The 18,981-nt window shown below is 60.6% G+C and carries 17 protein-coding genes; 10 read left to right on the top strand and 7 right to left on the bottom strand.

The genetic code is table 11. From position 1 onward, the window contains the following. The first annotated feature begins 27 nt into the window (after nucleotides 1-27). The 8 genes from eno (at nucleotide 28) to ACOYW2_RS06115 (ending at nucleotide 11,440) form a co-directional block, all read left to right on the top strand. Entirely contained in the window at nucleotides 28-1,302 is a 1,275-nt protein-coding gene (eno, locus tag ACOYW2_RS06150) for a phosphopyruvate hydratase (RefSeq protein WP_482417010.1), read from the top strand. A gap of 952 nt (nucleotides 1,303-2,254) precedes the next feature. Next, nucleotides 2,255-2,962 (top strand): MIP/aquaporin family protein, encoded by a 708-nt coding sequence (locus tag ACOYW2_RS06145; protein ID WP_482417011.1) that lies wholly within the window; start codon nucleotides 2,255-2,257, stop codon nucleotides 2,960-2,962. 163 nt (nucleotides 2,963-3,125) lie between these two features. After that, nucleotides 3,126-4,619 carry a glycerol kinase GlpK gene (glpK, locus tag ACOYW2_RS06140; protein WP_482769778.1) on the top strand — a complete coding sequence of 498 codons (1,494 nt, stop codon included), beginning with the start codon at nucleotides 3,126-3,128 and terminating at the stop codon, nucleotides 4,617-4,619. A 233-nt stretch (nucleotides 4,620-4,852) separates the two neighbouring features. Then, complete coding sequence (gene tpiA / locus ACOYW2_RS06135) at nucleotides 4,853-5,599, top strand: triose-phosphate isomerase (RefSeq protein WP_482769777.1); 747 nt, start codon at nucleotides 4,853-4,855, stop codon at nucleotides 5,597-5,599. Nucleotides 5,600-5,614: 15 nt separating this feature from the next. After that, entirely contained in the window at nucleotides 5,615-7,132 is a 1,518-nt protein-coding gene (gpmI, locus tag ACOYW2_RS06130) for a 2,3-bisphosphoglycerate-independent phosphoglycerate mutase (RefSeq protein WP_482769776.1), read from the top strand. A 398-nt stretch (nucleotides 7,133-7,530) separates the two neighbouring features. Further along, nucleotides 7,531-7,842, top strand: a complete 312-nt coding sequence (locus ACOYW2_RS06125; protein ID WP_482769775.1) for a hypothetical protein — start codon at nucleotides 7,531-7,533, stop codon at nucleotides 7,840-7,842. Between the two features lie 300 nt (nucleotides 7,843-8,142). Then, on the top strand, nucleotides 8,143-9,207 hold the full coding sequence (locus tag ACOYW2_RS06120) for a type 2 periplasmic-binding domain-containing protein (RefSeq protein ID WP_482422152.1): 1,065 nt from the start codon (nucleotides 8,143-8,145) through the stop codon (nucleotides 9,205-9,207). A gap of 10 nt (nucleotides 9,208-9,217) precedes the next feature. Continuing rightward, the gene (locus ACOYW2_RS06115; protein WP_482769774.1) at nucleotides 9,218-11,440 is read left to right on the top strand and encodes a methyl-accepting chemotaxis protein; all 2,223 of its coding nucleotides are present in this window, start codon (nucleotides 9,218-9,220) and stop codon (nucleotides 11,438-11,440) included. A gap of 352 nt (nucleotides 11,441-11,792) precedes the next feature. Here ACOYW2_RS06115 and ACOYW2_RS06110 read toward each other — a convergent pair whose 3' ends face one another. The 5 genes from ACOYW2_RS06110 to ACOYW2_RS06090 form a co-directional block, all read right to left on the bottom strand. Further along, nucleotides 11,793-12,068 carry a hypothetical protein gene (locus ACOYW2_RS06110; RefSeq protein ID WP_482769773.1) on the bottom strand — a complete coding sequence of 92 codons (276 nt, stop codon included), beginning with the start codon at nucleotides 12,066-12,068 and terminating at the stop codon, nucleotides 11,793-11,795. Between the two features lie 25 nt (nucleotides 12,069-12,093). Next, nucleotides 12,094-12,390: an aspartate/glutamate racemase family protein gene (locus ACOYW2_RS06105; protein ID WP_482769772.1), complete on the bottom strand. Its 297-nt coding sequence runs from the start codon at nucleotides 12,388-12,390 to the stop codon at nucleotides 12,094-12,096. 219 nt (nucleotides 12,391-12,609) lie between these two features. Continuing rightward, on the bottom strand, nucleotides 12,610-13,212 hold the full coding sequence (locus ACOYW2_RS06100; protein WP_482769771.1) for a hypothetical protein: 603 nt from the start codon (nucleotides 13,210-13,212) through the stop codon (nucleotides 12,610-12,612). Between the two features lie 24 nt (nucleotides 13,213-13,236). Then, complete coding sequence (locus tag ACOYW2_RS06095; protein ID WP_482769770.1) at nucleotides 13,237-14,151, bottom strand: DMT family transporter; 915 nt, start codon at nucleotides 14,149-14,151, stop codon at nucleotides 13,237-13,239. A 301-nt stretch (nucleotides 14,152-14,452) separates the two neighbouring features. Further along, nucleotides 14,453-15,895: an aminotransferase-like domain-containing protein gene (locus tag ACOYW2_RS06090; RefSeq protein WP_482769769.1), complete on the bottom strand. Its 1,443-nt coding sequence runs from the start codon at nucleotides 15,893-15,895 to the stop codon at nucleotides 14,453-14,455. A gap of 284 nt (nucleotides 15,896-16,179) precedes the next feature. On the opposite strand from ACOYW2_RS06090, the gene ACOYW2_RS06085 reads away from it, so the two are divergent. Next, nucleotides 16,180-16,713 (top strand): class I SAM-dependent methyltransferase, encoded by a 534-nt coding sequence (locus ACOYW2_RS06085; RefSeq protein WP_482769768.1) that lies wholly within the window; start codon nucleotides 16,180-16,182, stop codon nucleotides 16,711-16,713. Between the two features lie 111 nt (nucleotides 16,714-16,824). Next, nucleotides 16,825-17,304: a GNAT family N-acetyltransferase gene (locus ACOYW2_RS06080; RefSeq protein ID WP_482417022.1), complete on the top strand. Its 480-nt coding sequence runs from the start codon at nucleotides 16,825-16,827 to the stop codon at nucleotides 17,302-17,304. On the opposite strand, the gene ACOYW2_RS06075 is transcribed toward ACOYW2_RS06080, so the two are convergent. Continuing rightward, nucleotides 17,285-18,085, bottom strand: coding sequence for an alpha/beta hydrolase (locus ACOYW2_RS06075; RefSeq protein ID WP_482422141.1), 801 nt, complete (start codon nucleotides 18,083-18,085; stop codon nucleotides 17,285-17,287). The two genes, ACOYW2_RS06080 and ACOYW2_RS06075, sit on opposite strands and share 20 nt — an antisense overlap. Before the next feature lie 296 nt (nucleotides 18,086-18,381). Beyond that, a complete protein-coding gene (locus tag ACOYW2_RS06070; protein WP_482769767.1) occupies nucleotides 18,382-18,945 on the bottom strand; it encodes a BON domain-containing protein in 564 nt (187 codons plus the stop codon). Nucleotides 18,946-18,981: the final 36 nt, after the last annotated feature.

Raw genomic sequence — 18,981 nt, 5'->3', positions numbered from 1 at the left:
CTTAATATAAGATAAAGAAGGTATGACATGACTCAGATCACCAACGTGGTTGCACGCGAAATCCTGGATTCACGAGGAAACCCCACCGTTGAGGTGGACATCACCCTTCACTGCGGCGCCACCGGCCGCGCTGCCGTTCCTTCCGGTGCCTCCACCGGTACCCGCGAAGCTCTGGAGCTCCGGGACAAGGACCCCAAGCGCTACCTCGGCAAAGGCGTTCTCACCGCCGTTGAAAACGTCAACGCCATCATCGCCCCGGCCGTCATCGGCCTGGACGCGTCAGACCAGGTGGCCCTGGACGAGGCCCTCATCGAGCTGGACGGCACGGAAAACAAATCCAAGCTGGGTGCCAACGCCCTGCTCGGCGTCTCCATGGCCGCGGCCCGCGCAGCAGCCGATGCCTACAGCCTTCCCCTCTACCGCTACCTGGGCGGCATGGCGGCCTGTGAGCTGCCCCTGCCCATGATGAATATCGTCAACGGCGGCTCCCACGCCACCAACAGCCTGGACATCCAGGAGTTCATGATCATCCCTGCAGGCGCGGGTACCGCAGCCGAAGCGATCCGCATGGGCGCCGAGGTGTTCCACCACCTCAAGTCCCTGCTCAAGGAGAAGGGGCTCACCACGGGTGTGGGCGACGAAGGGGGTTTTGCCCCCAACCTGGGCTCCAACGAAGAGGCCCTGGCCCTGATCATCGCTGCCGTTGAGTCTGCCGGATATGTCCCCGGCAAGGACGTGGTCCTGGCCCTGGACGCCGCAGCCAGTGAATTCTACAAAGACGGAAAATACGTACTGGAGGCCGAAGGCAAGGCCCTCACCTCCGAGGAGATGGTTGCCTACTACGAACGCCTCGTGGCCACCTACCCCATCGTCTCCATCGAAGACGGCCTGGCCGAAGGAGACTGGGACGGTTGGGCTCTCATGACCCAGCGCATGGGCGAGAAGATCCAGATCGTGGGCGACGACCTGTTCGTCACCAACCCCGCCATCCTCGCCAAGGGCATCGAGCTTGGGGTTGCCAACTCCATCCTCATCAAGCTCAACCAGATCGGCACGGTCACCGAAACCCTGCGCGCCATTGAAATGGCCCGTGCGGCCGGGTACTCCACGGTCATCTCCCACCGTTCCGGTGAGACCTCGGACACCTTTATCTCCGATCTTGCCGTGGGCATCTCCGGGGGCCAGATCAAGACCGGCTCTCTCTCCAGGAGCGACCGCGTGGCCAAGTACAACCAGCTCATGCGCATCGCCGAAGAGCTGGGCGCTGCCGCCCGTCTTTCCCGACCGGCCTTCGTCAAGTAACCGACAGTAACGGGACGTGGATAACAACAGGAGCATCCCGTTGCGGCCGTTGCATGCCGTCCCACCGGAACAGCAAGCCCCGGTGGGACAGCATCTTCCCGGACGACTGCACGGCGCACCTTATTGTTCACGCCCCGAGAGCAGCCTCCTGCGGCAGGGGCGGCGCTCCACGGCTCACCCAGCAGGTTCTCCTCACCACCTGCAGGGTTCCGTGGCCGCCCCTTGCCGGGCCGCTGCCACCCTTTTTTCGGGATGCAGGCCCCCTGTACAGGGGTAGCTGCCCCATGCCCGAGACGGCCGGAAAATGCCTGGCGCAAGGCGTTTTCCGGGCGCTCAACGGCCATTTTCAGGGGAAAGGCACACATCGGTGCGGATGTGTCCGGCCCCCACCAAGGAGCGTGCAGCCGAGCTGCAACACCCGTCCGCCAGCTGCACGCCCGCCCTTTTCCACGTTCGCTGAAAGCGGATCGGTTCCCTGCCGGGCCCCTTTTGGCAGCGTCCCCTTCTCCCCCGAACACCCTGCCTCACCCCTGTTTCCCCCTTTCTGTTCGCGATTTTAAATTTTTCGTTCAAATGTTCACTATCGAACATCAAACCGAACGAAAATTTTCACAATGAAAATGTTCCTCCCCTGAGACCGAACCTGAACACGGGTTACCCTCTTGTCATCCGTTTTTCTCAATAAATGCCAAAGACAAACCCTTTTTTACGCCGCGCCAAATCCCGCCTCAAAATCGCCCATTGCATACCAGTTCCCTTATAAGTCACCAAACATCAACGATAAAATTTTCACATTCGAATATTTTTAACTTGATTTATTTCGGTTTCGAATATACATCAAACAAACAGTGTTTCTCGCGCAACGCTACGTTTGACGGGAAACCGATATGCCCGGCAATGGAGGCGGGCGAAATTCTTGACGTTCTTAAAGAGATGATTTGGAGGAAAGAGTATGTCTAGTTTTCTGGGAGAGCTGATTGGAACATTGATCTTGACCCTGTTCGGATGCGGCGTTGTTGGAGGCGTTGTACTGAACAAATCCAAAGCTCAGGACTCCGGGTGGATCGTAATCACCCTTGGGTGGGGTTTTGCCGTAGCCTTCGCCGTTTACCTCGTGGGGAAATACTCCGGTGCCCATGTTAACCCGGCCGTTACCATCGGCCTTGCCACCATCGGCCTCTTCCCCTGGGCTGATGTTCCCATGTACATCGCCGGCCAGATGATCGGGGCCTTCATCGGCGCTACCCTGGTCTACCTGCACTACTACCCCCACTGGGCTGAAACCGAAGACAAAGACGCCAAACTGGGTGTTTTCGCCACCGGTCCCGCCATCAGCAACCCCATGGCCAACCTCTTCAGCGAGATCCTCGGCACCGCCATCCTCGTCTTCGGCCTGCTGGGCATCGGCGCCAACAAATTCTCCGAAGGCCTGAATCCCCTCATCGTCGGCTTCTTCATTGCCGCCATCGGCCTCTCCTTCGGTGGTACCACAGGTTACGCCATCAACCCCGCCAGGGACCTGGGTCCCCGCCTTACCCACTTCTTCATGCCCATCGCAGGCAAGCGTGACTCCGACTGGGGCTACGCCTGGATCCCCGTTGTCGGGCCCATCATCGGCGGCGTTGCCGGTGCCCTGCTTTACAAGGCCATCGTCATGTAGGAAGATCAGGAGGCCGATTCCGGCCCCTGCTGCACACCGAACAAAAGAGCAAATGAACACAGCGGACGGTTCCTCCGTCTAACCGAAACCACCCTGCGGCTGTCCGGTCCGCAGGGGGTTCCTCGGGGGCCCTCCGCGCACAACCCATACTGAGGAGTCAATCATGGAAAAAAAATACATCATCTCCATCGACCAGGGAACCACAAGCTCACGTGCCATCCTCTTCGACAAAGCAGGCGAAATCCAGCTGGTAACCCAGAAAGAGTTCACCCAGATCTTCCCCCAGCCCGGCTGGGTAGAGCATGACGCCCTGGAGATCTGGTCTTCCGTCCAGTCTGTCCTGGCCGAACTCCTTGCCAACAAAGACGTCTCCGGCGACGACATCGCAGCCATCGGTATCACCAACCAGCGTGAAACCACCGTGGTATGGGACAAAAACACCGGCAACCCCATCTACAACGCCATCGTCTGGCAGTCCCGTCAGACCGCAGGCATCTGCGATGAGCTCAAGGCCAAAGGCCTGAACGACACCGTTCGCGACAAGACCGGCCTGCTCATCGACGCCTACTTCTCCGGTACCAAGGTCAAGTGGATCCTGGACAACGTGGAAGGCGCCCGCGCCAAAGCCGAAAAAGGGGACCTCCTCTTCGGTACCATCGACACCTGGATCACCTGGAAGCTCACCGGCGGCAAGGCCCACGTCACCGATTACTCCAACGCTTCCCGTACCTTGATGTACAACATCTACGACCTTGCCTGGGACGAAGAGCTCCTGGAAGCCCTCACCGTTCCCGCGTCCATGCTCCCCGAGGTTCGCCCCTCTTCCGACGTTTACGGCACCACCGCCCCCAACGCCTTCTTTGGCTACGAAATTCCCATCGCCGGTATCGCAGGCGACCAGCAGGCAGCCCTCTTCGGCCAGGCCTGCTACGAAGAAGGGATGGCCAAGAACACTTACGGCACCGGCTGCTTCATGCTGATGAACACCGGCGAAAAAGCGGTTAAATCCGAAAACGGCCTGCTCACCACCATCGCCTGGGGTGTAAATGGCAAGGTAGAGTACGCCCTTGAAGGCAGCGTCTTTGTTGCCGGTTCCGCCATCCAGTGGCTCCGTGACGGCCTGCGCATGTTCGCCGACGCCAAGGACAGCCAGGCGTACGCCGACCGTGTGAAATCCACCGACGGTGTTTACGTGGTCCCCGCCTTCGTTGGCCTGGGCACCCCCTACTGGGACAGCGACGTTCGCGGCTGCGTCTTCGGCCTCACTCGCGGCACCTCCAAAGAGCACTTTGTTCGTGCCACCCTGGAGTCCCTGGCTTACCAGACCAAAGACGTCCTCTCCGCCATGGAAGCCGACTCCGGCATCTCCATCAAGACCCTCCGTGTGGACGGCGGCGCAACGGGCAACGACTTCCTCCTCCAGTTCCAGAGCGACATCCTGGGTGCCGATGTAGAGCGTCCCGTCATCGTGGAAACCACCGCCCTCGGCGCCGCCTACCTGGCCGGCCTCGCCGTCGGTTTCTGGAAGAACCGCGCTGAGATCGCTTCCCAGTGGAACAAGGACAAAACCTTTGAAGTTGCCATGGACGACGACACCCGCGACAGCCTCTACGCAGGCTGGCAGAAAGCCGTCAAAGCCTCCATGGCGTTCAAGTAACAAACGCCTTGCCTATCCCTGGTTGTCGCCCCGGAAAGACTGCTTGACATGGCCGGTCGATCCGGGGCGTCAACCACCGGGACCGCTGAATCCGTGGCGCCCGTGCAACGCACCTTCCCCTCTTACCCGGTGCAGTGCATTTATAGCAGCCCCCTGCCCCTTGCAAACATCGCGGCGCAGGCATCGCCGGGCGCCACACCTGCCAGACCCGAACCACCCCTGAAAGGAGTGTCATGAGAACCCCCTTAATTGCCGGCAACTGGAAAATGAACAAAACCCTGGACGAGGCCATGGCCTTTGCCCGTTACCTGGGGGAAAACCCTGTAAGAGAAGGGGTCGACACCCTGCTTTGCGCCCCTGCCCCCCTGCTTTACCCCCTGGCCGACGCCCTTACCGGAACCGGCGTTGCCGTCGGCGCCCAGAACATGCATTACGAAGCCCAAGGGGCCTTCACCGGTGAAATCTCCGCGGCCATGATCAACGACACAGGCGCGTCCTACGTCATCCTCGGCCACTCCGAGCGTCGCCAGCTTTTCGCAGAGACCGACGCCTCGGTCAACAAAAAGACCAACTGCGCCCTCAAGGCCGGAATCACCCCCATCCTCTGCTGCGGCGAAAGCCTGGAAGAACGCGAAGAAGGCCGCACCGCAGACGTCATCAAGGCCCAGGTCGTCAACGGCCTTTTAGGTATTGCCGAGGCCGACGTCACCGGCGTGGTCATCGCCTACGAACCCATCTGGGCCATCGGCACCGGCAAAACCGCCAGCAGCGCCGACGCCAATGAGGTCTGCGCGGCCATCCGAGGCATCATCGCCGACCTGTACAGCCAGGAGGCGGCCGACGCACTGCGCATTCTCTACGGAGGCAGCGTCAACGCCGATACCATCGAAGGGCTCATGGCCGAAACCGACATCGACGGTGCCCTGGTGGGCGGCGCCAGCCTCGACCCGGCAAGCTTTCACCGTCTGACCACTTTCTGAGCAGGAGCAGTACCCATGAACACACCGGTGACACTTGTCATTCTGGACGGCTGGGGAGAGGGGAAACCCTGCCGCTACAACGCCGTCCAGCATGCGGACACCCCCAACATGGATCGCTTCATGGCCGAAGCCGCCCACACCACCCTTGCCGCCAGCGGCGAGGACGTGGGGCTGCCTCCCGGCCAGATGGGCAACTCCGAGGTGGGGCACCTCAACATCGGCTGCGGCCGTGTGGTCCGCCAGTCCCTCTCGCGCATCACCCACGCCATCGAGGACGGCTCTTTCTTTGAAAATCCGACCCTGCTTGAAGCCGTAAACCGCGCCAAGGAGCCGGGCAAGGCCCTGCACCTCATGGGTCTCCTCTCCGATGGCGGCGTCCACAGCCACATGGCCCACCTCAAGGGCCTTTTGGATATGGCCGCCCGTAATAAGGTGGAGCAGGTCTTTGTCCACGCCATCCTGGACGGACGGGACACCCCACCCCAGAGCGCCCTCTCCTTCATCGAAGAGCTGGAGCACACGTTCCACACCATGCGCGTGGGCACCCTGGCCTCCCTGAGCGGCCGCTACTACGCCATGGACCGTGACAACCGCTGGGAGAGAACCCGATACGCCTACGACACCCTCACCGGTAACGAACCGGCCCGGGCCGCAACTGCCGCCCATGCCGTGGAAGCGTCCTACGCCAAGGGCGACACCGATGAGTTCTTCGAACCCCTGCTCCTTGAAGGGACCGAAGGGGCCATCCGCGACGGCGACGCCGTGATCTTCTTCAACTTCCGCCCGGACCGGGCGCGCCAGATCACCCGCGCCTTTGTGGATGATGAGTTTGAAGGGTTCCAGCGGGAAAAACGGGACGTCCACTTTGTCTGCATGACCGAATACGATGCCGACATCAAGGGCACCTCCGTTGCCTTCGGGCCCGTCACCCCCAAGCGCCCCCTGGGCACTGTGGTGGCCGAGGCCGGACGCACCCAGCTGCGCATCGCCGAGACCGAAAAGTACGCCCACGTCACCTTCTTCTTCAACGGCGGCGTGGAGGCCGAATCCCCGGGCGAGACCAGGCTCCTGATCCCCTCCCCCAAGGTGGCCACCTACGACCTGAAACCGGAGATGTCCGCCGTTGAGCTCACAGACACCTTTGTGGAGCGCTTCACAGCCACCCCGGACGACCTGACCGTGCTCAACTTCGCCAACGCGGACATGGTGGGCCACACAGGCGACATGAAGGCGGCTGTCAAGGCCCTTGAAACCGTGGACGACTGCCTGGGCCGGGTGGTTTCCGCCGCCACGGAAAACGGCGGAGCGGTTCTCATCACCGCCGACCACGGCAACGCGGAGATCATGGTGGACCCCATCACAGGGAACCCCATGACCGCCCACACCACCAACCCGGTGCCCCTGATCCTCCTGGGCGCCGACACCCCCTCTTTGCGGGACGGAGGTCGCCTCTGCGACATCGCCCCCACCATCCTGTCTCTCCTGGGGATACCCCAACCCGAGGAGATGACCGGTCAAAGCCTGTTGGCTTGATCCTGAGCCGGGGCGGACCCCAACGCCCCGGCACCCTCCCCGCACATTACCTACCACAAGAACACACCCTTTTTATTTTTTACTTAATTCCTACTACATCAACCCTGCACAATACATAGAAATACACAACAGCATAACAGCACACACCCCCTTGACAGACCCCTGACAAGTCCAATTGATGGATGATTTCATTGATTTTTAATTCAATATTGGGTAGTATTAAACACACACTAACATTAGCACAGACACAGCAAGTAAATTTAGCTTATCCAAACATAAGCTACACCATATAATTTTTCTAAATATGAGGTATCTGTTTTTTAGTACACGGTAATACGACGATGCCTTCGGGCCCTGCCGGACCCTTCGGCAACCTGAAATGGGAAAGGGAAAGACGTATGCGTAACACAAAGAAACACGGGTTCACCATCCTGGCCATGATGCTCCTGCTGGCCGCACACCCCGGCCGGGCAGAGGCCGGGAAGATCGAAACATGGGCCAAAGCGCTTCAACCCTCGGCGCTGTCACGACAGGCCCAACAAGACGAGCTCACCTGGTTCGCCCGGACGGCCGCCCCATACAAGGGCATGGAGATCAGGGCCTGCGCCGAAGGGATCCCCACCCACAAGTGGGAGGCGGCGGTGCTGGCCAAGGCCTTCACCGAAATCACCGGCATCAAGGTCCGGGTGGACATCATGCGGGGAAGGTGAGGTGGACGGCAGCGGCCGATGGAGACCGACAGAAGAGCAGTCCAACATCTTCGACCGCAACAATCGGCCACTGCGACAGTGCCCTGGACTTCAAAGCTTTTGTAGGGGAAGGGCCGTCGACTACAACCAGCCTGGGAAGCTGATGACTTCCTCAACCTGGAGTTCGGCCAGGACTACGAGGGCCATCAGCTCCAGCTCCCGGATCAGCAGTTCGCCAACCTCTACTGGTTCCGCTACGACTGGTTTACCAACCCGCAATTCAAAAAAGAGTTCAAGGCGCGCTACGGCTACGAGCTCGGGGTGCCCATCAACTGGCAGGCCTACGAAGACATCGCCGAATTTTTCACCGGCAAGACCATCGACGGCAAAAAAGTGTACGGCCACATGGACTACGGGAAAAAATCCCCGGGCCTGGGATGGCGCTTCACCGACGCCTGGCTCTCCATGGCAGGGGCTGGCGACAAGGGCCTGCCCAACGGGCTTCCCGTGGACGAATGGGGCATCCGGGTGGAAAACAAGATCCCCGTGGGGGCCACCGTGGCCCGGGGCGGTGCCACCAACGGCCCGGCCGCGGTCTACGCCATGGAAAAATACATCCACTGGATGAAGGCCTACGCCCCCCCGTACGGGGAGTACATGGACTTTTTCGTGGCGGGCATTGTTCCCTCCAAGGGCCGCATCGCCCAGAGCATCTTCCAGTACACCACCTGGCTGTCGGAAGACGCCTACACCAACCCGGAGAGCCGGGTAACGGACAGCAAGGGCAACCCCCTGTGGCGCGTGGCCCCCTCCCCCCACGGCAAGTACTGGGAAGAGGGCATGAAAGTGGGCTATCAGGACACCGGCAGCTGGACCATCCTCAAACACTCGGTCACGGGCAAGCACCGGAAGGCGGCCTGGCTCTGGGCCCAGTTCTGCGTCTCCAAATCGGTGTGCATGAAAAAGTTCCTTGAAAACAAAACCCCCATCCGTAAAAGCACCATCTTCTCGCCCAAGCTGGACCGTTACGAAGGAAAATTCGGCGGCCTCATCACCTTTTACCGCTCCCCGGTGGAGAACCGGTGGACGGACACCGGCCCCAACGTCCCCCACTACCCCTCCCTTTCAGCCCAGTGGGCCAAAAACGTGGGCATGGCCGTGGCCGGAGAGATCACCGCCCAGCAGGCCATGGACAACATCGCCCACGCCATGGAGGACCTCATGGCAGCCATGGAGCTTCCCCGGTACTCGCCGAAGCTCAACCCCAAAAAATCCCGCGACTACTGGCTGAACCAGCCCGGAGCCCCCAAGGCGCCCGTGCCGGATGAAAAGGGAAAAACCATGCCCTACGACAAACTCATCGAGACCTGGAAACACAGGGGATAAGGAGGCAGCCATGAAAATGATCTACAAACTGGGCGGAGGGTTCGGCATTGTCATCTTCCTGCTCTTAGGTGTCATCGGTATCTACCAGTACTGCGTCCGCTCCACGGTGAAAAGCGTGGGAAACCTCATGGCGGTGGAGCTGAAAATTGCTGAAAACGCGGCCGACGTCAAATCCCTGCTCATCGAAAGCCGGGAACTCCAGAGCCGCTTCCTCGCCAGCCGGGACGAAGCTGCCCTGGCAACCCTGAAGGAGGGCATCGCACGGCTCCAGGACGAAGCCGACGCCATCAACACCCTGGCCAGACAGGCAGGCTACCTGAAGAGCGCTGAAAAATCCGACCGGGTCAAGGACCTGGCCGAACACTACCTGGCCTCTTTTCTGGAACTTGCCTCGGCCTGGGAGCGCAAAGGGGCCGATGCCCACTCGGGCCTCCAGGGGGAACTCAACAAGGCGGGTGCCATCCTGGAAGAGAAGATGAAGGGCCACCAGGTGGAGACCCTCTACCTCGCCTTTCTGCGGCTCTGGATCTGCGAGCGGGAGTTCAAGCAGACCACCTTTGCCGACGCCAGGGAGAACCTCGTCAACAGCATCGATGCCTATGAAGCGGCCCTGAACCGCTCCACCTGCAGCGCCGAAAGCAAGGCCTACCAGGCCAAGCAGCTGACCCTTTACAAAGGGGCCCTGGAGCAGCTGGACGACGACGAGTACTTCTACGAGATCATGGTCACCACCCGGGAGAACATCGAAGCCTCCTTAAACGATGTCTACGTGCCCATGGCCGGAAAACTCCTCCTGGCCATCCGCACCCATGAGAAGAGTTACCTCCTCTACGGAGAAGAAAAGGATGCCGAGGCCACCCGCACGGCCGTTACCACCCTCTCGGACCAGCTCAAGGGGGCCGGTATCACCCAGACCCACGTCACCGAGGCCACCGAGCAGCTGGATGCCTACGCCAATGCCTTTGCAGAAGTCCTTGGCGAGGAGAGGATCATCGAAGAGGCCGAGGCCACCATGGGCGCTTCGGCCCGGGAGATCGGCGAAGCCGTGGAGGGCATCTACCGGGAGGCCATGGACATCGCGGGCTCGCGCTCCCGAACCCTTGGCGACTCCGCAGAGACCCTGTCGCGCATCGCCATGGTTGTTGGAGCCATAGCTGTCCTCATCGGCATGGTCCTGGCCTTTTTCATCACCCGCTCCATCACCGTCCCCTTAAAGCAGGTCATCACCATGGTGGCGGACATCGCCCAGGGCGACGGGGACCTCACCGGTCGCCTCTCCTACGGGGCACGGGACGAAATCGGAGAGCTGGCCACCCTCTTCAACTCTTTCCTCGAAAAGCTCCAGGGCATGATCCGCGATATTGCCGGGGGCTCCGGCACCATCGGCTCGGCTTCCAAGGAGCTGCTCTCCATCTCCGGGGAGATGACCAAGGGAGCGGACGGCATGTCCCATCAGCTCCACTCCGTGGCCACGGCCGCCTCGGACATGAGCGGAAACATCGAGAGCATGGCAGAGGCCCTCAACGACGCCTCGTCCACGGCCCACCTCGTGGCCTCGGCCACCGAGGAGATGACCGCCTCCATCGCCGAGATCGCCGGAAAAACAGAAACCGCCCGCTCCATCTCAGAGACCGCCGTCAGCGAGACCCACCGGGCCAAGGAGCTCATGGAGACCCTGGGCAGAGCCGCCAAGGAGATCGGCGAGGTCTCCCAGACCATCGACGACATCTCCGGCCAGACCAACCTGCTGGCCTTAAACGCCACCATCGAGGCGGCCCGGGCCGGAGAAGCGGGTAAAGGCTTTGCCGTGGTGGCAAACGAGATCAAAACCCTGGCCCACGAAGCCGGGGCAGCCACCACCCGCATCAACGAACAGATCGTGGGCATCCAGAATGCCGCCAAAAACACCACCGCCGGCATGAACGCCACGGCCCAGACGATCCATGAAATCGACCAGATCATCCAGACCATCGGCACCACCATCGAAGAGCAGTCTGTGACGACCCGGGAGATCTCCGGCAACCTGGCCCAGTCCTCCCAGGCCATCGCCCTGGTCAACGACCAGGCCCGAGACGGCGCGCGCTTTGCCGACCAGATCGCCCGGGAGATCACCGAGGTCAGCCACACCGCCGCCACCCTCGTCTCCAGCAGCGACATGGTCAACACCCATGCCGAAGACGTCACCGGCCTGTCCGGCGGCTTGCAGGAGCAGGTGGGAAAATTCAGGATCTGATACAACACACCACATAAAAACAATAAAAAAAGCCCCCGGCAACGTTGCCGGGGGCGAATCCTTAATGTATGTGGGGGAGGGGATATGCAAGGCAGGGTGCGCTTGCGCACCACCAAAGGGTCACGACACCCATAAAAAGCCATGCACAGGCTCCCCTTGCGAAACACAGAATCGGCAAAAGGGTTGATTTTACCAACCCATTGGTGCTCAAGCGCACCCTACCGAAGCCTACATATCAAGCTGTAAAACCAACCGGTTTCCTGATAAACGGAAAGGGCCTCTCCTGCAACACCGGCTGTCCCATATCACACCCCACGCGAATGCCCCGATAACACAGGCAGAATGGCGGTCTTCATGCATTCGCCACAAGGTTTCCAGGTGCCCCCACCTGGCCGCCGGAGGCGCTTTTCTTACCCGATGGCACACGCCACGGCTTTGGCCGCATGGATGGCCGCGGTGTCGTAGAGGGGCACCTGGGTATCTGACGGCCCCACCAGCAGGCCGATCTACCATAGCCCCAGATCACGGCTTCGGCCCCTTTTGCCTTGAGTTTCTCAATGATCTCCACAAAGCGTTCCCTGGAGGAGGGGTTGATCTCGCCGCGGCAGAGTTCCAGTTCGTAGATCACGTTGTGGACATCACCACGGCCCCGGTCATCCGGGTGCGTCCGCCCTCAAGGCCAACCTCTGGTTGAGCCTTTCTGTGTAAAAATCTTCTTCCATGGTAAAGCGCGTCCCCAAAAGCCCCACCCTGGAGATCCCGTCGGCGGCCAGGGCCTCGGCCGTGGCATCGGCGATGTGAAGAAGGGGAATGGCGATGCGCGCCTGGACCTCTTCGGCCACCTTGTGCATGGTGTTGGTGCAGATCATGAGAAAGTCCGCGCCCGCCGCCTCCACCGAGGTTGCGGCCCGGCCGAAGAAGTCCGGCAGCGTACGCGGCTGCTCCGGCATCCTGAAGGGCCTCCACCTCTTCAAAATCCACGCTGTACAGGCTGATCTTGGCCGAGTGAAGGCCGCCGGGCTAGCCGACCCCTTCATTGATGGCTTTGTAGTAACCGGCGGTGGATTCCCAGCTCATTTTGCGCCGACGATCGGAATCGTTTTCGTGAGTTCTCTTCCTTTCACTTGCCTCCGGCGGCCCTGCCGGGGCGTGGGACCTTATTATTCCCTTTAGTCGACGATGACCTCGCAATCTCCGCCCGCATTCTTCCTGACGGCACCCACAAAGCCGTACACGACAAAACAGAGGGACACCCCTTGCTGAATCGCGAGGATGGGCTTGCCCTGAAGCAGCATCAGGGTGCCCATGCTTGCGTTCATCAGCATGAAAAAAAGCCACCCCACGTGCCTCTCCTTTGCCAGAAGGTAGCTCCCCAGCAGGAACCCCACCATCACCCCCATCTCCAGCACCTGGGAAAGCGAGGTGACGCCGTGGTAATCGTACAGGCTGAACCCCACGCCAAGGATCATGAACCCGTAGGTGCTGACCGTGGCCACCCCGTCAAGGGTCCCGTGGCTCTCTCCGCTGCCCTGATACACACGAAGCAGGCCCAGCACCATGGCAGGGACGCCTCCGGCCTCTATGGATGCGGCAATCCAGTTGTGCTTAAGGATCAAAATCGTCACCCAGGCAGGAACCCCGAGAATGTAGATGGCCCAGCCCCACAGTTTCAGCTGGCGAGCCCCACGTTCGCCAGCCCCTTCGGCAAATGAAAACAGCATTTTATTGACGAGGTAAAACGAGCCTCCCCACAGCTGGAGCAGCATGTCCATGGTTCATTGGTCCCTTCTAAAAATTCAGGCTGTCAGAGTATCAGGGGAAGTGGCGGGAGGTGTTGCGGCACGGCCTGCCTGACACGTTTTCTTTTCCTCTTTTCGGTTGAGCAACAGGAGGTTCCCCAAAAGGATCAGGGCCACACCGCTGAAGGCATACCCGCTCCACCGGTACCCTTCCCAGATGGTGGAGATCACCAGGGCCACCACCGGAAAGACCAGGGTGGCATAAGCCGCCCGATCCGCCCCGATGCGGCCGATGAGGGAGAGATAGCAACCAAAGGCCACGATGGACCCGAAGACCGCCAGGTAGACCAGGGAGCCCACATAGGCAGTGCTCACCTCAAAGGCAAAGGAGCGCCCAAGAAGCGCGGACAGCCCCAGCATAAGCAGGGCTCCGTAGAGCATGCCGAAGGCATTGGTCTGCACCACGGGGAGCCCTGCTTTCTGGTTGCGTGCGGACAGGATGTTGCCGATGGAGGCAAGATAAGTAGCTGCAAAGCAGAGCATGAGCCCCTTGGCCCCGCTGTCCCCGAAGTGAAACGAGGTGAGCTCGGGCCGGAACACCAGGCCGATGCCCACAAGGCCCAACGCGCCCCCCGCCACCACCCTGGCGTCCACGGGGCTCTTGAGAAACAAGGCCCCGTTCACCACGTTCATCACCATCACCGTGGAAAATCTCGCCGCTTCCAGAAGCACATTGCGATGTGAGACTACAGGTAAACAACCATAAGTCAAGGCAAAGAGGAAAACACCCTGGGCGGCCATGGCCAGGTGCTCTTTCCTTGTAAATCGCATGGGCAAACGCCGCAGGGCGCACCACAGGAGAAGAAGCACCGCTGCCAGGGAAAACCGATAGGTCACCGACACCATGGGGTCGATGCGCCCCAGCTGAAAGGTAATGGCCAGCCAGGTGGAGCCCCAGATCAGAATCGTCATCACATAAAACATTACATTTCGCATAGCATCCATCACATTGTTGGTCGTAAAAATCGAAAAAAAAGGCCTCCGGCGGCCCTGCCGGGGGCTAAACTTTTAAAAAGTTTAACAAACAGGTTTTAAAAAACCGATATAACTTCGAGGTTATAAAGCAGCTAACATAAACCATCAGCGTTTATGTCGGGCGCAGCCCGAGCCGAAGGCCATTGCGCTTTGCCCTGAGGAACGAAGGGCAAAGCGCAATGGCTATAAGCTTTCGAGGTGGCTCACCTCGCCGCCGGAGGCACGCTTTTTGAGTCCATTACACCAGCGCATGGGCAGCGTCCCCAACGGCCTTGAGGGCCCAGCGGGTCTCCGGTGTAAAGGCGGCGGCGTTGAGGCGCAGGTAGTGCTGGTAGGTGTCGCCGAGGGAAAAAAGGGCGCCCGGGGCCACGGTGATGCCCAGGGGCTCCACTGCGGCATAGAGTTTCAGGGAGTCCACGGCCTGGGGCATCTCCACCCAGAGGGTAAACCCGCCCCAGGGCCGGGTGACCCGGGTGCCTTTGGGGAAGGTCTCCCCCACCATCTCGCCCATGGCGGCCACCCGCTGGGCACAGGTACGCCTGAGGCCCCGCAGGTGGTGTTCGTAGCCCCCGTTGGCCAGAAACTCTGCCACGGCCAGCTGGGGGGGCAGGGCCGTGGCCAGGGAGGATACCATCTTCAGGCGCTGCATGCGCTCCTGGAACCTGCCTGAAACCATCCACCCCACCCGGTAACCCGGGGCCAGGGTCTTGGAAAAAGAGGAGCAGAGGATCACCATACCGCTCTTATCGTAGGCCTTGCACACCCCGGGGCGACGGCCCTCAAAGGCGATGTCGCCATTGATATCATCTTCCACCAGGGGCACCTGATACCGTGCCAGAAGAGCCACCAGGGCTTTTTTCTTCTCCTCGGAGAGGGAGACCCCTAAGGGGTTGTTGAAGTTGGTCACCTGAAGGCAGGCGCTCACCCGGTTTCGGGAGAGGGCGCGCTCCAGGGCGTCCAGATGAATCCCGTCCACGGGGGATGAGGGAATTTCAAGGACCTTGAGACCCAGCTCCCGGAAGAGCTGCAGAAAGTTGAAATAGACCGGGGCACCTGTGACCACGGTGTCCCCGGGCCGACAGAGGACCTTCATGGCCAGGGAGACCCCTTCCGAGGCCCCGGAGGTGATGAGGATCTCGTCCGGAGACAGGGTCACCCCGGCCTTGAGCATATGCCGGGCGATCTGGTGCCTCAGCTTTGGAAGGCCGCTGCCCATGGCGTAGTCGGTGCCGTGGCCCTTGGTGCGCCGCACCTCGGCCGCCATGATCCGTCCCAGTTTTTCAGACGGAAGAATGGCAGGGTCGGGAATGGCCGCCCCGAACTGCACCCTCCTCGGGTCGTTGACATCCCGCATGATGCGGGAGACCATCTCTCCGGCCTCCACGGCCGCGGCATTGAGGATGGGACGCCGCACATCCGGCTCCCGGGGAATCTCGGGAAGCCGTGCGCACACGTAGTAACCGGACTGGGGGCGTGCTTCGATGACCCGCCGGTCCTCCAGCAGGCCGTAGGCGGTCTTCACGGTGTTGATGCTCACCTTCAGCCGCTGGCTCATGGCCCGGATGGAGGGCACCTTCTCACCGGGCAGGAACGTGCCCTCCCTCACCATGAGGGCCAGGCGCCCGGCCACCTCCTCGTAGAGGGGCTGCTCCCCCTTTTTCTCTGCAACGTTCGCTTTCATGACGATACCCTACCCCACTTATCCTGAAGGCCTAAAGATACAGTTGGTTTCATTTTCAATGGGCACAGTTTTTCATATCATTCATTCAAAGGACACAGATAAATGCACTCCCCGTCTTGACCGTCGACCCGTTCTGATCCATCGTAGGCAGGGGATCGCTAAGACCTCCGGCCCTCGCGTGTGGCGCAGTAGTCCTGAATGGTGACACGCAGCCACGGGTGCAGGCGGATCTCATCCGCTGGCGAAGGCTTGTTTGAACTGAACAGTGACCAAAAGGAAAAAACATGAAAGAGCACCTTTCCAACACGGCTTTCAGGCTCATGACGGTGGCCTTCCGGGTCAAGGACCTGTTCAGCAGGCGCACGGATATCCTGGCGGAATTCGAGATCATGGAAGGGATGCATGTGGTGGATTACGGGTGCGGTCCGGGCTCTTACCTCAAGGCCGCCTCCCGGCGGGTGGGGAGAACAGGGCTGGTGACGGCCGTGGACCTCCACCCCCTGGCCATCCAGTCTGTCAACGAGAGGGCGTTTCGCATGGGGCTCACCAACGTCATGGGGCTGCTCACCCGGGGGTATGCGACACCCCTGGACGACGACAGCGTCCACATCGTGTATGCCATGGACATGTTCCACATGGTCAAGGACCCCACGGCCATGCTCTCGGACATCCGGCGCATTCTGGTGCCGGAAGGGGTCCTCTACATCGACAGCGGCCACCAGCCCAAAGAGACTGCACGGCAAAAAATCCTCGACTCAGGTCACTTTGCCATCCAGCGATCCACGGACCGTTATTTTCAATGCCGCCCCGAGCCCTGATCTGCACCATGTAACCGTTGTCTCCGGCGGCCCTGCCGGGGGGGGGGGGGCTAAACGTTTAAAAAGTTAAACAAACAGGTTTTAACCAAAAGTCACACAGGGAGTTGTACCATGTCAGACGTCTTGATCACCCGCCTCGACCACGAAGGAGAGGCCGCCGATTTTCTCGCCCTTTTCACAGAATACACCCGCAGCCTGGGAACAGCCGGGACCCCGAGCGATGTCCCGATCCCCGCAAACCTTGTGGAGGCGATCCAAAAACGAAACGACGTGGTGGTCTTCCTCGCCTATGAAGAGAAGCAGCCCGCGGGTTTTGCCGTCACCGTGGAAGGATTTTCCACCTTTCGTGCCATGCCTTCGCTCAACATCCACGATCTGGGGGTAAGCAGCCGATTCCGCGGCCATGGGGTGGGCAAGACCCTGTTAAACGCCGTCCGCGACGAAGCCGAAAAGAGAGGGTGCTGCAAGCTCACCCTGGAGGTGTACGAAAACAACACCAGGGCCTTTTCCCTTTACCAATCCATGGGGTTTTCCACCCTGTCGGGCAACGACGACACCGAGCAGACCCTGTTTATGGCGAGCCCCCTCTAAGGAGAAAGGTCAGGGGCACATGGACCCGTTTGCCCCAGGAGGTGGCCGAGTGGTCGTGGCCTTTCCAGACACGGTTCATGCAGCTTTCCCCTTCCCGGTACCCTTTTCGGGCCAGGATGTCCCGGACGCGGCTGTGGTAGGGGATGTACTTGGCGTCCAGGGCTTCGGTGCTGATATCAAAGTAAAACCGGTGAGACGCGGGGTCGGGCAGGGTATCTGCCATGTAGGGAAGGGTGGAGCCCTCGTAAAGGGGCCAGTGGGAAGAGAGGCAGCCGGCCCCGCAAAACAGGTCCGGGTGCTCGCACACCGCGTACAGTGAGATGATGCCCCCTAAGCTGGAGCCCATGGCAAACCGCGCTTCGGGGCGGGTGATAAGGGGATAGGCCGACTCCATGTGGGGAATCAGCTCTTCGGTAAGAAATCTCAGGTAACGATCCGAGGTGGGGCATTTGCCCCGCCGCCGGATGGACGCTTTCTCCTTTTCGGATACATACCGTTCCACGGGCTTTTTGGGAACGTACTCCCGCCAGCGATCCGGTGTGTTCCAGATGTTGGCCAGGATCACCGGGGGAATCACCCCGTCCTCAATGAGCCCCCTTGCCGTATCGCAGAGCCCCCAGCCCATGAGGTTGCTTGCGGGCAGGCAGTTGTACTGCCCGTCCTGCAGGTAGATCACGGGGTACCGGGCCCCTCCCCCCTTGTCATAGCCCGGCGGCAGCCACACGTCCACATGGCGCGGCGCCACAAACCGGGAGTCGAACGTGTCGATTCGCTCCAGCATCCTTCCTCCTGCTCACACCTCAACCCATGGGTCGGCACCTCCAAAAAAACGGTGCCTTATCCGGTTACATGATAAAATCTCAGGAATAGATGGAGGTAGCAAAGAAGGAAGGACAATTCAAGGCAATCCGTGATAATACATTCAATTTCCAGCAAAATTTGCAGCGAGCAAGGAAATTGTCAACCACCGGTAGGAAGTGGCCCCAAAGACGGACACCCCGGGGCTTTGCCGCAAAACAAAAGCGCCGCACTGGCGTGCGGCGCTCCACAAAAAACAGCCATGATGGCCCGCGTTGCTTATCTCACCACAAGGTTGTTCTCCACGCGCTTGACGCCCACGAGGCGGTCGGCCAGGCGAACGGCTTCATCGCGCATGGCTGCGCTCTTCAGCACGCCAGTGAGGGTCACCACCCCGTTGTTGACGTCCACATCGATGTGCAGGGCATCCACGTCCGGTGAGGCGATGAGTTCCGACTTCACCTTGATGCCCACCACCTTGTCGTCCAGGGCCTGCCCGATGCTGGTGGGGCCCACCTGCAGGAGGTTGTTGACGTCCTTGACCCCTGAGACCTTGCGGACCACGGCCTCCACATTGCGCGCCACCCCTTCGTTGTCCACGATGCCGGTGAGGGTCACCACCCCTTCGATGGTGTCCACGTCCACGGAGAAGGTGGGCACCTCCCGGCATTCGGCAAGGGCGGTCTTGACCCGGGCAGTGAGGGTGGCGTCGTCCACCTGGTTGCCGAAGGTACGTTTATCCGAAGCGCTTTTGTAGACGCCTGTGGCGCCGGTTCCCACCACAATCGGGGCGCACCCCGCACACAAGAGAAAAAGAAATACCGCAATCCATCGCATCGGCATACAGCCAAACCCTCCAAAACAAGACACTGCCCGCCG

This window comes from Desulfoluna sp. CLI2B (genome assembly GCF_056847375.1).
Note: the sequence above shows the minus strand (reverse complement) of the source record. Positions and strands in the feature narration are given on the sequence as shown.